Here is a 12,483-nt window from a genome sequence, read left to right as displayed (position 1 = left end):
GTTGTTCAGCGTACGAACAGCTTGTAAACCAGCTTCTGGATCGCCTTGCCATAGGGCGGGTAGATCAGCCGCGCGGCGTTGAAGCGCTGCTTGATGAACACGCCCTTGGCCTTGCTGAAGGTCAGGAAACCTTCGTGACCGTGGTAATGGCCCATGCCGGAGGGGCCGATGCCGCCGAACGGCATGTCGTCCTGGGCCACGTGCAGCAGGGTGTCGTTCAGGCACACGCCGCCGGAATGGGTCTCGTGCAGCACGCGCTGCTGCTCGCGCTTGTCGTAGCCGAAGTAGTACAGCGCCAGCGGACGTGGCCGCGCGTTGACGTAGGCGAAGGCGTCATCCAGGCGCTCATAGGGCACCACCGGCAGCAGCGGACCGAAGATCTCGTCCTGCATCAGCTTCATGTCGTCGTTGACGTCCAGCACCAGGCTCTGCGGCAGGCGCCGGCCCTGGGCCTCGGGGTAGATCGGGACGATGCGTGCGCCCTTGGCCTGGGCGTCCTGCAGGTAGCCGTTGAGGCGGGCCAGCTGGCGCTCGTTGATGATCGCGGTGTAGTCGGGGTTGTCCTTGAGCTGCGGGTAGAAGCGCTGCACCACCTGGCGATAGGTGGCGACGAAGCCCTCCACCCGGTCTCTGGGCACCAGCACATAGTCAGGCGCCACGCAGGTCTGCCCGGCGTTGAGGGTCTTGCCGAAGGCGATGCGCTCGGCGGCGTGCTCCAGCGGCACGTCGGCGGAAACGATAGCCGGCGACTTGCCGCCCAACTCCAGGGTCACCGGAGTCAGGTTCTCGGCGGCGGCGCGCATCACGTGCCGGCCGATGCTGGTGGCGCCGGTGAACAGCAGGTGGTCGAACGGCAGCTTGGAGAAGGCCATGCCGACTTCCGCCTCGCCCAGAGCGACGCTGACCAGATCCTCGGGGAAGACGCGCGCCAGCAGGTCCTTGACCAGCTGCGAGGTGGCTGGGGTGGACTCGCTCATCTTGATCATCACCCGGTTGCCGGCGGCCAGCGCGCCGGTCAGCGGGCCGATGGCGAGAAACAGCGGGTAGTTCCACGGCACGATGATGCCGACCACGCCCAGCGGCTGGTAGACGACCTTGGCCGCGGCGGGCATGAACTGCAGGCCGACGCTGCGCCGCGAGGGCTTCATCCACTTCTTGATGCGCCTGGACGCGTAATGGATGCCATGCAGGCTGGGCATCAGCTCGGCGAGCAGGGTCTCGTCTGCCGAGCGATTGCTGAAGTCCCGGGAAATCGCTGCGATCAGCGCATCCTGCTGCTCGGTCAGCAGCTCGCTGAGGGATTTCAGCCACTGGATGCGCTGCTCGGCCGAGGGCATCGGGTTGGCGGCGAAGGCCGCGCGCTGCAGGGCGAAGGTGGCGTCCAGCTGGTTGATCTGCTGTTGGTTCTGCTGCAGGTAGGCGATGTCGGCGACCATGGGTTTCTCCTCGACGTTCCAGCGGGCTGCATGGGCTAAGCTGGATTTTTAGAGCAATTACTCTAATGTGTCAAATAGGATGCCGCGACGCCGTCCTCGCTGCACCCTAACCAAAGGCCTGCCAGGGCATGGCGGATGCATCGGGGGGTAACACTTCGGCTGTTTCGCCTGTACCTTTGCCACTTCTGAAGTCGAGATCGAGCTGCGTCATGGCGCCACCCAAGACCCGCGACCGCATCGTTGCCGAGAGCCTGGCCCTGTTCAACGGCCAGGGCGAGCGCAACGTCACCACCAACCACATCGCCGCGCACCTGGGCATTTCGCCGGGCAATCTGTATTACCACTTCCGCAACAAGCAGATGATCATCGCCGAGCTGTTCGCCCAGTACGAAGCGCAGGTCGACAGCTTTCTGCGCCTGCCCGAAGGCCGCGCGCTGACGGTGGAGGACAAGACCTTCTATCTGGAGGCGCTGCTGGCGGCGATGTGGCACTACCGCTTCCTGCACCGCGACCTGGAGCACCTGCTGGAATCCGACGCCGAGCTGGCCGCGCGTTACCGCGCCTTTGCCCAGCGCTGCCTGGTGGGGGCGCAGTCGATCTACCAGGGCTTCGTCGAGGCCGGCATCCTGTTGATGACGCCGGCGCAGATCGAGGCGCTGACGCTCAACGCCTGGATCATCATGACCTCCTGGGTGCGCTTTCTCTGCACGGCGGGCGCCAGCCCGGACAACCTCAGCCAGGACATGCTGCGCCGCGGCATCTACCAGGTGCTGGCGCTGGAGGGCGGCTATATCGCGCCTTCGGCGCGCGCGGCGGTCGAGGCGCTGTACGATCGCCTGCACGTGCCGCTGGAGCAGGTGCTCTGAGGCGCGCTTTTACAGGCTGTTTAAAAACGTAGGCGAGGCAGCCAGTGCAAGGCGAAAACAGGCGAAAAAGCGGAGTTTACGTGCTGTAAATGAGCATTTTGAGCCTGTTTTTAACGCAGCAATGGCAACGCAGGTAGTTTTTAACTGTTGCCCAGCGCCATGGGTCTGGCCCGCAAGGGCTGCTGATCGGGTTGCAGGCGCCGTAACTGGCGGTACAGCGCGCGGGTTTCCAGCAGGTTCCACACCCGCAGCAGGGTCTCGATGGCATCCAGCGGCTTGCTGATGAAGTCGCGCGCGCCCAGCGCCAGGGCGCGCAGCCGGGCCTCGCGCGTGGCATCGGCGGTGAGCACCAGAATCGGCAGGTAATCGTCGGCGGGAATGCGCCGCTGCAGCTGTTCGAGCACGGCGAAGCCGTCCAGGCCGGGCATGTGCAGATCGAGAATCAGCAGGTCCGGCTCGAAGCTGCTGAACAGGGCCAGCGCCTGGGCCGGGTCGGTGCAGCTGAGCACGTTGTGCAGGCCCTCGCGGGCCAGCAGTTGTTCCACCAGTTCGAGGTTGGCGGGCTGATCGTCGATCACCAGGATACGAAAATCGTCGGCGGGCGCTGGGTGGTTCATGGTCAGGCTCCGAGAGGCGGGGTGGGCGTGGCGGCATCCAGATGCTGGCGCAGGGCGGCGAGAAAGGTCGGCACGTGCAGGGGTTTGCTCAGCACCGCGGTGGCGCCGGCCTGCTGCAGGTCGCGCCGGGTGCCGGCGCTGACGTCGGCGGTGATCAGCAGCACGGGTGTAGCGCTGCTGCTGGGGTTCAGGCGCAGGCGCTTGAGCACTTCCTGGCCCGAGAGGTCGGGCAGGTCGAGATCCAGCAGAATCACCTCGGGGCGGTGCTGCCAGGCCAGGTCGAGACCGAGCTGGCCCTGCATGGCCGAAATCACCTGCACCTGCGGCCAGCGCGCCAGCAGGGTCTCGATCAGCGCCAGGCTGGACAGGTTGTCTTCGATGCACAGCACGCGCAGCGGCCGCTCCGGCGGGGCGATGTCGCTGGCCGCGGGCGGTGGTGCCGCGGCCGGCGCCGGCAGCAGGCCGTCATGCACCTGCGCCCGTGGCAGCGTCAGGCTGAAGGTGCTGCCCTCGCCGGGCGTGCTGTGCACGCCGAGGCTGCCATCCATCTGCTCCAGCAGGCTCTTGCTCAGGGCCAGGCCCAGGCCGGTGCCCTCCACCTCGCTGGCCGCGGCGCCGAGGCGCTCGAAGGGAATGAACAGGCGCTCCAGATCCTCGGCGGCGATGCCGGGGCCGTTGTCGATCACGCTCAGCGTGATGGTGTCGCTGTCGGCCTGCACCCGCACTTCGACATGGCCGCCAGGGTGGTTGTACTTGATCGCGTTGGAGAGCAGGTTGAGCAGCACCTGCACCAGGCGCTGGCGGTCGGCCTGCACGCAGAGTTCGGCGGGCAGCTCCTCCGGCAGGCGCAGGCGGATATCGGCGCTGTCGGCCTGGGGCGACAGCAGCAGGCTGACCTCCTGCAGCAGCGGGCGCAACGCCAACGGCTCGGGGCTCAGCGCCAGCCGCCCGGATTCGATGCGGGCAATGTCCAGCACCTCGTTGATCAGCCCCAGCAGGTGTCGTCCGGCGCGCAGGATATGACGCACCTGGGCCTGCTGCGCCGGTGTGCCGCGGTCCATTTCCAGCAGCTGGGCGAAGCCGAGGATCGAATTGAGCGGCGTGCGCAGCTCGTGGCTCATGCGCGAGAGAAATTCGCTTTTCGCCCGGCTGGCGTTCTCTGCCTCTTCGCGCGCCGTGCGCAGGGCGGCCTCGGCATTGCGCCGGTCGGTGATGTCGCGGGTGATCTTGGAGAAGCCGCGCAAGGTGCCGCTGGCGTCACGCTGCGCGGTGATCACCACGTTGGCCCAGAACAGCGAGCCATCGCGGCGCTGGCGCCAGGCCTCTTCCTCGTAGCGCCCTTCGCGGGTGGCTGCCTGCAGGGCCAGGTAGGGGGCGGTGTCGCGGGCCTGCGGCGGGTAGAACAGGGAGAAGTGGCGGCCGAGGATGTCCGCCTCGCTGTAGCCCTTGATGCGCTCGGCGCCGGTGTTCCAGGAGGTGACGTGGCCGCTGGGGTCGAGGCCGAAGATGCCGTATTCCTTGACCCCGTCGATGATCAGGCGCAGGCGCTCCTCGTTGTCGCGCAGGGCGCGCTCGCGTTCGGCCAGCAGCTGCCCGGCCTCTTCCAGGCTGGCGGCGAGCTGGCCGATCTCGTCGGCCGCCAGGCCTTGGGGGATCAGCGGCTGACCCAGAGCCAGGCGCCGCGCGTTGCGCTCGACCTGCTGCACCCGATGGACGATGCCGGTGGACAGCAGCACCACGGCAAACAGCGCACCGAGCACGCCGAACATGGCGGCCAGGCCGGTGGCCAGGAGCATGCGCGAGCGCATGGCACTGGCTTCGGCGTTGCGCTCGTCGAGCAGGGTCTGCTCACGCTCGAGCATCTGCTGAATCTCCTGGCGCAGCGCGTCGAGCACGTGCTTGTTGTCCACCAGGATGCGCGTCATCGCCGCACGGTCGTCGCTGCTGGCCAGCGCCTTGAGCTGCTCCAGGCCTTCCAGCTTGATCACGATCAGCGGGCGCAGGCGTTCCAGGCTGCCGCGCATCTGCGGGTCGCGGATGTCCGTATCGAGGCGCCGCAGCGTGCTGTCGATACGCTCCAGCGCGCTGCGGTAGGAGGGCAGGAAGTCGCTGCGCTGGACCAGCAGGTAACCGCGCACGCTGGCCGCCGCCTCGGCCAGCAGGCTGTGTACCGCCTGCACGTCGCCCTGCACGCGCAGTGCTCGGCGCACGTCGTCCTCGACCCGCGAGGTCTGGCGTTCGGTGATGTACACCAGCACCAGGGAGATCAGCAGCACCGACAGCGGCAGGGCGATGATCACCAGGCTCTTGCTGCGCAGCGGGCGGTCGGTCCAGCGCGTGACCAGGCCCTTCATGCCCTGTGCTCCTGCGGCGCCACCAGGCCCAGGGCAATGCCCTGTACGGCGGCCTGGGTGCGGTCGGCGACCCCCAGCTTGCCGATCACCCGTTCGACGTGCGCCTTGGCCGTGCCGGTGGCGATGCCCAGCTCTTCGCCGATCTCGCGATTGGTGAACCCGGCGGCGATCAGCTCGAGCACCTGATGCTCGCGCGGCGTCAGCGCACTGCCCGGGGCGCCGCCCTGGTTGCGCTGGACCACGCGGCGCAGCAGCTGCGCGCTGACCATGCCGTTGAGCGCGCACTGGCCGGCCGCCACCTGGCGCAGGCCGTCGATAACTTCCTGGCGACTGGCGTCCTTGAGCAGATAGCCGACGGCGCCGGCGTTGACCGCCGCTTCCAGGTGGTCGGGGCTGTCGTACATGGTGAACAGCAGCACCTTGATCGACGGCTGCTGTTCGCGCAGCAGGCGCGCGGTCGCCAGGCCGTTGAGCTGCGGCATGCGGATATCGAGGATGGCGATGTCCGGATTCAGGCGCTGGCAGAGCTCCAGCGCCTGGCGGCCGTCCACCGCCTGGCCGACGATGCTGAATTCCGGGCAGTCGGCGAGCATCGCGGCGAAACCGGCGCGGGTCACCTCGTGGTCGTCGGCCAGCAGCAGGCGAATGGGTTCGTTCATGGGGTTTTCTCATCCGGCAGGACGCGTGGAATGCTGGCCAGCACGCGGGTGCCCTGGCCGGGTTGGCTGTGGCAGGCGAACTGACCGCCGAGCAGCCGGCAGCGTTCGCGCATGGCCACCAGGCCCATGCCGTATGCGGCGGTTGGCGTTTTCTGCGTGGCGGCGAAGCCGGGGCCGCGATCCTCTATCTGCAGGTGGGCGGTCTCGCCGTCGAGGTGCAGGTCCAGGCTGACCGCGCCCTCGGCGGTGTGCTTGCAGATGTTGTTGATGGCCTCCTGGCCGATGCGAAACAGGGCGATCTCCACCGCCGGGCGCAGGCGCTGGGTATCGCGGCGCAGCCATTGCACCTGGCGACCCTGGCCGCGCAGGCGGTCGAGTTCGCGGTCCAGTGCCGGTGCCAGACCGAAGTCGTCCAGCAGGGTCGGGCGCAGGCCGCTGATGGCCTGGCGTGTCTCGCCCATGCTGCGTTGCGCCAGCTGCAGGATGGGCGCCAGAGCGGCGCGCAGCTCGTCATTGAGCTGGCGATGCTGGGCGAAGCCCTGCAGACGCTGGTGCAGCCCGGCCAGGGTCTGCGCCAGGCCGTCGTGCAGGTCATAGGCAACCCGTGCGCGTTCCTCTTCCTGGGCGCTCATCTGCCGGTGCACCAGCTCGGACATGGTCCGCTCGCGCAGGCTGAGCGCCTCCAGCAGCTGACTGTTGTGCAGGTGGGCGGCGAGCAGGGTGGCGAGCAGCTGCAGGGCTTCGAGGTCTTCCTCGTCCGGGCGGCGCATGGCGCTGGCGTTGCCCAGCAGCAGGGCGCCGAATACCTCACCCGAGGCCGCGTGCAATGGCAGAAGAAGCGCCAGGGCAACCTGCGCCAGCGGCGCTTCCAGCACCTGGGCAGCGTCCGGCCAGGGCAGTGTGGCGAGCTGCTGCTGCAAGGCGGCCGGGCCGAAGCCGGCACTCAGGCTCGGGCTGCCATCGGCTTGCCTGAGCAGCAGCACGCCGCCGTCCATGGCGCAGAAGCTGCAGGCCCGTTGCAGGGCCAGTGCGCCGCTTTCGGTGGCCGGCAAGGCGCTGAGGGCGCGGCCGCTCTCCACCAGCAGGCGCAGGCGCGCGGCGCGGCTTTCCGCCTGGCGGTAATCGGCGCGCAGGGCCAGCACGCTGTCGGGTGGGGTGTGCTGCATCTACGCCTCCACGAAGTGCGCGTCATCGGACGGCGCAGGCTAATGGCTCCAAGCGCGTCGGGCATCTGCCACCTGGCATAGGCCGCAGGTGCCATTCGGCCGATGTGCCGGCGCCGGGCCGATTGCATGCTGACGGCGTCATTCAATAGCCGGAGATTCGACCATGTTGAAACCCTTGTTCAGCGGCTGCGCCCTGGTGTTCGTCCTGTCCGTGCCGCTGGTTCAGGCGGCCGATGCGCCTTATGTCTATACGGAAACCGCAGCCGCTCCGAGCGATGCGCAGGAGCAGCAGATCGCCAGCCTGTTCGAGCGCTGGAACGCCGCCCTGCAGACGGGCGATTCGGCCAAGGTGGCTGCGCTCTATGCCGACAACGGCGTGCTGCAGCCCACGGTATCGAATCGGGTGCGCATAGGCCACGAGGCGATCCAGGACTATTTCGACCATTTTTTACAGGCCAAGCCGGTGGGCACGATCAACATGCGTGAAATTCGCCAGATCGGCCCGGACGCGGCGGTGGACTCGGGGGTCTACACCTTCGCCCTGACCCAGGGCGATGCGGTACGCCAGGTGCAGGCGCGCTACACCTTCGTGTACCAGAAGGTCGATGGCGAGTGGAAAATCCTCAAGCACCACTCCTCGGCGATGCCGGAGCAGCCTGCGGCCGGCTGATTCAGGTGAGTGCGCCTAGCCACTCGGGAATGCGCCGCTCCAGATAGTAGACGGGGCGGCGCGGGCTGCCTTCGACGAAGCCGACATGGCCGCCCTTGGCATGCAGCTCGAACTCGGTGCCGGGGGCCAGCTCGCTGGCCTCGGGCAGGCTGTGACGGAAGATGAAGGGATCGTCCTCGGCCTGGATGATCAGCGTGCGCGTGCGAATGTCGCCCAAGTAGAAGCGGCTGGAGGCGCGCCGGTAGTAATCGTGGGCATCGGCGAAGCCGTGCAGGGGCGCGGTGATGCGCCCGTCGAAGTCCCAGAAGGTGCGCATGCCGTCCAGCGGGCCGAGGCGCTCCAGCACCGACAGGCGCTCGCTGTGGCCCTGCTCGGTGAACAGGCGCTGCTTGTTGCTGACATAGGCGACCATCTCGCGCATGAAATGCGCCTGGTACACCCGCGAGAAGCCCAGGCCGATACGGTCGGCGCACTGATCCAGACGAAACGGCACCGACACCGCCACCGCGGCCTGCAGCTGGCTCTGCGCGCCGCTTTCGCCCAGGTACTTGAGCAGCACGTTGCCGCCCAGCGAATAGCCGACGGCGTACAGCGGCGCCATCGGCCGTTGCGCACGCAGGTGGGCGACTGCCGAAGCCAGATCCTCGCTGGCGCCGGAGTGATAGCCGCGCGGCAGCAGGTTCGGTTCACCGGAGCAGCCGCGCCAGTTCAGCGCCACGCTGGCCCAGCCGCGTGCGGCCAGGGCCTGTTGCAGGCCGAGCACGTAGAGCGAATTGGAACTGCCGGTCAGGCCATGCAGCACCAGCACCAGCGGCGCATGGGCGTCATGCGGGCCGTACCAGTCGAGGTCGAGAAAGTCGCCATCGTCCAGCCACAGCCGTTCGCGCGGCCGCTGCAGTTGCGGCGGCTTGCGGCAGAAGGGGTTCCACAGCGTCTGTAGATGCGGGCCGGGGAGCCACCAGGCGGGGCGAAATTCAGTGTTCATGGTGCAGTCGGTCGTCGGCAGTAGACGTAGCCCGGATGCAATCCGGGAGTGGTGGCCCTGGATTTCATCCAGGCTACAGAGCTATTCAGCGTCGGCGCTTGCGGAGTATGCGCCAAGCGCACCAGGCCAATACCAGCAACGCGACGATACGCTGATTGGTAAGCCCGATGACGATACCGGCATTGGGATTGTGCGGTATCGCGCGTTGAAGGTTCAGTGCAATTTCCTGCTGGCTGAGCAGCACCGGCAGCGCCAGTGCGATCAGCAGCAGGTAGGGCAGGTGGGCGTAGATAAAGTCCTTCATCCACGCTGCCACAGTGCGTAATGCACCTGACCAGTGTGCTTCTCCCGATGCAGGCGCCAGTTACCGGGCAGGCCCAGCGTCGAGGGCGCGGTTTCGCTTTCGGTGTAGATCCAGGCGTCGTCAGCCAGCCAGCCCTGGGTTTCCAGCAGGTTGCAGGCGCCTTGCAGCAGATCCTTGTGAAACGGCGGGTCGAGCAGGACGATATCGAAGCGCCGCGGCGCCGGCCGGGCCAGCAGCTGCAGGGCGTCGCCCTGCTGGATTTCGCCGGCGCTGCACTGCAGCGTCGTCAGATGCCCGCGCAGCGCGGCCACCGACGCCGGGTTGAGGTCGCAGGCCAGGCCGCTGGCAGCACCACGCGACAGCGCTTCGAGCAGCAGCGCGCCGCTGCCGGCGAAGGGGTCGAGCACATGGGCGCCCTCGACATAAGGCGCCAGCCAGTTGAACAGCGTCTCGCGCACCCGGTCCGGGGTCGGGCGCAGGCCCGGGCCGTCGGGGAAGGCGAGGCGCCGCGAGCGCCACTGCCCACCGATGATGCGCAACTGGCCCTGGCCGCCGTGGGCCTTGCCCGCGGCGGGTTTCTGCGAAGCGCGACCGCGCATCAGTGCGGCACCGTGCTGGGCTGCTCGACCGGATCCTCGTTGGGCGGCGGCAGCTCCTTCTGGGCCACGGTCGGGCCGGCCGTGACCACCACCAGCGCCTCGGGGTCGAGGTGCTTGGCCATGGCGGTCTTGACCTGTTCGATGCTCAGCGCCTGGACGTCACGCATGAAGTCGTCCAGATAGCTCAGCGGCAGGTCGTAGAAGCCCATCGACGCCAGCTGGCCGACGATATCGGCGTTGCTCGCGGTGGACAGCGGGAAGCTGCCGGCCAGCTGACGCTTGGCGTTGTCCAGCTCCTGTTGGGTTGGGCCTTCGCGCAGATAGTCGGCGAGCAGCTGCTTGACCAGTGCCAGGGTGCCCTCGCTCAGGTCCGCACGGGTCTGCAGGTTGATCATGAACGGGCCGCGCGCCTGCATGGCGCTGAAGCCTGAGTAGACGCCGTAGGTCAGGCCGCGCTTCTCGCGCACTTCGGTCATCAGGCGGGTGCCGAAGCCGCTGCCGCCGAGAATCTGGTTGCCCAGATAGAGCGCGGCGTAGTCCGGGTCGCGACGGTCGATGCCGAGCTGGGCGATCAGCAGGTGGGTCTGGTTGGAGGGGAATTCGATGTGGCTGGCGCCCGGCTTGGGCGCTTGCGGCTGGGCGATGCGCGGCAGTGCCGGCCCCTGTGGCAGGGCCGCGGACACCTGGTTGGCGATGGCCTCGGCTTCGCTGCGCGAGAGGTCGCCGACCAGGGCGATCACCGCGTTGCCGGCCGCGTAGGCGCGAGCGTGGAAGGCCTGCAGCTGCTGACGGCCGATGGCCGGGATCGACTGCGCGGTACCGTCGCTCGGATGCGCATAGGGGTGCTGGCCGTACAGGCGCTCGAACAGCTTCAGGCTGGCCAGCTTGCCGGGGTTCTGCTTCTGGAACTCGAAACCGGCCAGCAGCTGGTTCTTGATCCGCGCCAGCGAATCCTCGGGGAAGGTCGGCTTGCCCAGGACCTCGGCGAACAGTGCCAGTGCCGGGTCGCGCTGCTCCTTGGCGCTCAGGCTGCGCAGGCTGGCCACGGCCATGTCGCGGTAGGCACCGTTGCCGAATTCGGCGCCTAGGCCCTCGAAGCCGGCGGCGATGGCGCCGACATCCTTGCCCGGTACGCCCTCGTTGAGCATGGCGTTGGTCAGGGTGGCCAGGCCCGGCACGCCGTTGTCCTGGCTGCTGCCGGCGGCGAAGGTCAGGCGCAGGTCGAACATCGGCAGCTCACGGGCCGGGGCGAACAGCACCTTGGCGCCTTGTGGCGTGGTCCAGGTCTGGATTTCCAGGGTGCGGCGGGTCGGTGCCTGGCCATCGAGCTCGGCCAACGACTGCAGTTTCGCGGCATCGCCGCTCAGCGTCGGAGCGGACAGGCTGGCGCAGGCGCCCAGCGCCAGGGCAGCGGACAGGATCAGGCCGAGCAGGCCCAGGCGGCGGTGCTCAGTCTTCATGGGCGGGACTCCTCATTGCGGGACTCTTCGGGCAGAACATGGGCGACGCTCAGGCGGTCGCGAACGAAGAAGGTGCGGGCGGCCTGCTGGATGTCGGCCGGGGTCACGGCTTCCAGCTCGGCCAGTTCCTGGTCGATCAGTTGCCAGGACAGGCCGACGGTTTCCAGTTGGCCGATGCTGGTGGCCTGGCTGGTGATCGAATCGCGCTCGAACACCAGGCCGGCGATGACCTGGGCGCGCACCCGGGCCAGCTCGGCGGCCGAGGGCGGCGTCTTCTTCAGGTTCTCCAGTTCGCGCCACAGGCCGGCTTCGGCCTGCTCCAGGGTCTTGCCCTTCTGCACGTTGGGCGTGGCGGTGAGAACGAACAGGCTGTCGCCACGGGTGAAGGCGTTGTACCAGGCGCTGGCGCTGGAAACGAGCTCCTCGCCGCGTTCCAGGCGGGTCGACAGGCGTGCGCTGTAGCCGCCGTCGAGCAGGGCGGCGGCCAGGCGCAGGGCATAGACCTGGCGCGGCTGTTCGCTGGTGGCGAGGCCCGGCACGTTGAAGCCCATCAGCAGGCTCGGCAGCTGGGTTCTGAGATACAGGGTGGTGCGGCGCTCGCCCGCTGCGCCCAGTTCCAGCGGCAGCTTGGCGGTCGGCACCTCGCGGCGCGGGATGTCGCCGAAGTAACGCTGCACCTGGCTCTTGACTTCATCCACGCTGACGTCGCCCACCACCACCAGGGTGGCGTTGTTCGGCGCGTACCACTTCTGGTACCAGGCGCGCAGCTCGTCGATGTGCATGCGGTCGAGATCCGCCATCCAGCCGATGGTGGGAATGCCGTAGCCGCTGGCCGGGTAGGCCATGGCCTTGAAGCGTTCGAAGGCCAGGGACGAGGGGCGGTCGTCGGTGCGCAGGCGCCGCTCTTCCTTGATCACCTCGATTTCCTTGGCGAATTCGGCCGCCGGCAGCTGCAGGCTGGCCAGGCGGTCGGCCTCCAGCTCCAGCGCCACGCCCAGGCGGTCGCGCGCCAGCACCTGGTAGTAGGCGGTGTAATCGTCGCTGGTGAAGGCGTTCTCTTCGGCGCCCAGCTCGCGCAGGATGCGCGAGGCCTCGCCGGCGCCGAGCTTGCGGCTGCCCTTGAACATCATGTGTTCCAGGGCGTGGGACAGGCCGGTGGAGCCGGGCGTCTCGTAGCTGGAACCGACCTTGTACCAGAGCTGACTGACCACCACGGGGGCGCGGTGATCCTCGCGGACTATGACCTTCAGGCCATTGTCCAGTTTGAATTCGTGGGTGGGTTGAGCAGGAGAAGCGAAGGCCGCGAGTGGCACGCAAAGGGCGCCGAACAGCAGGCCGAGGGAACGGCGGGCAATGGCATTCATCGA

12 protein-coding genes are annotated in these 12,483 nt (G+C 68.0%); 2 read left to right on the top strand and 10 right to left on the bottom strand.

The features are described 5' to 3' along the window. Window positions 1–5: 5 nt before the first annotated feature. On the bottom strand, window positions 6–1,436 hold the full coding sequence (locus L1F06_RS22680; protein ID WP_129482492.1) for a coniferyl aldehyde dehydrogenase: 1,431 nt from the start codon (window positions 1,434–1,436) through the stop codon (window positions 6–8). A gap of 209 nt (window positions 1,437–1,645) precedes the next feature. On the opposite strand from L1F06_RS22680, the gene L1F06_RS22675 reads away from it, so the two are divergent. Next, window positions 1,646–2,302, top strand: a complete 657-nt coding sequence (locus tag L1F06_RS22675; RefSeq protein ID WP_129482493.1) for a TetR/AcrR family transcriptional regulator — start codon at window positions 1,646–1,648, stop codon at window positions 2,300–2,302. Window positions 2,303–2,442: 140 nt separating this feature from the next. Here L1F06_RS22675 and L1F06_RS22670 read toward each other — a convergent pair whose 3' ends face one another. The 4 genes from L1F06_RS22670 to L1F06_RS22655 are packed head-to-tail and all read right to left on the bottom strand — an operon-like array spanning window position 2,443 to window position 7,098. Then, window positions 2,443–2,919 (bottom strand): response regulator, encoded by a 477-nt coding sequence (locus tag L1F06_RS22670; protein WP_129482494.1) that lies wholly within the window; start codon window positions 2,917–2,919, stop codon window positions 2,443–2,445. Between the two features lie 2 nt (window positions 2,920–2,921). Next, window positions 2,922–5,273 (bottom strand): ATP-binding protein, encoded by a 2,352-nt coding sequence (locus L1F06_RS22665; RefSeq protein WP_129482495.1) that lies wholly within the window; start codon window positions 5,271–5,273, stop codon window positions 2,922–2,924. After that, window positions 5,270–5,932, bottom strand: coding sequence for a response regulator (locus tag L1F06_RS22660; protein WP_129482496.1), 663 nt, complete (start codon window positions 5,930–5,932; stop codon window positions 5,270–5,272). The genes L1F06_RS22665 and L1F06_RS22660 overlap by 4 nt, the downstream gene beginning before the upstream one ends. Then, a complete protein-coding gene (locus L1F06_RS22655) occupies window positions 5,929–7,098 on the bottom strand; it encodes a sensor histidine kinase (protein WP_129482497.1) in 1,170 nt (389 codons plus the stop codon). The genes L1F06_RS22660 and L1F06_RS22655 overlap by 4 nt, the downstream gene beginning before the upstream one ends. A gap of 163 nt (window positions 7,099–7,261) precedes the next feature. Between L1F06_RS22655 and L1F06_RS22650 the strand changes: the two genes are divergently transcribed. Further along, complete coding sequence (locus tag L1F06_RS22650) at window positions 7,262–7,768, top strand: SgcJ/EcaC family oxidoreductase (RefSeq protein ID WP_129482498.1); 507 nt, start codon at window positions 7,262–7,264, stop codon at window positions 7,766–7,768. Window position 7,769: 1 nt separating this feature from the next. Here L1F06_RS22650 and L1F06_RS22645 read toward each other — a convergent pair whose 3' ends face one another. From L1F06_RS22645 to L1F06_RS22625, 5 genes are all read right to left on the bottom strand, one after another. Further along, window positions 7,770–8,753 (bottom strand): hydrolase, encoded by a 984-nt coding sequence (locus L1F06_RS22645; protein WP_129482499.1) that lies wholly within the window; start codon window positions 8,751–8,753, stop codon window positions 7,770–7,772. Window positions 8,754–8,838: 85 nt separating this feature from the next. Beyond that, the gene (locus L1F06_RS22640; RefSeq protein ID WP_004373840.1) at window positions 8,839–9,057 is read right to left on the bottom strand and encodes a hypothetical protein; all 219 of its coding nucleotides are present in this window, start codon (window positions 9,055–9,057) and stop codon (window positions 8,839–8,841) included. Continuing rightward, window positions 9,054–9,656 (bottom strand): 16S rRNA (guanine(966)-N(2))-methyltransferase RsmD, encoded by a 603-nt coding sequence (gene rsmD / locus L1F06_RS22635; RefSeq protein WP_129482500.1) that lies wholly within the window; start codon window positions 9,654–9,656, stop codon window positions 9,054–9,056. Before rsmD ends, L1F06_RS22640 begins: the two co-directional genes overlap by 4 nt. After that, a complete protein-coding gene (locus tag L1F06_RS22630) occupies window positions 9,656–11,116 on the bottom strand; it encodes a M16 family metallopeptidase (RefSeq protein WP_129482501.1) in 1,461 nt (486 codons plus the stop codon). The genes rsmD and L1F06_RS22630 overlap by 1 nt, the downstream gene beginning before the upstream one ends. Further along, window positions 11,113–12,480, bottom strand: a complete 1,368-nt coding sequence (locus L1F06_RS22625) for a M16 family metallopeptidase (protein ID WP_129482502.1) — start codon at window positions 12,478–12,480, stop codon at window positions 11,113–11,115. The genes L1F06_RS22630 and L1F06_RS22625 overlap by 4 nt, the downstream gene beginning before the upstream one ends. Window positions 12,481–12,483: the final 3 nt, after the last annotated feature.

It is taken from the genome of Pseudomonas hydrolytica, assembly GCF_021495345.1.
GTDB classification, from domain to species: Bacteria; Pseudomonadota; Gammaproteobacteria; order Pseudomonadales; family Pseudomonadaceae; genus Aquipseudomonas; species Aquipseudomonas hydrolytica.
The sequence above is the reverse complement of the archived record's forward strand: the minus strand, read 5'-3'. Positions and strand labels throughout refer to the sequence as shown.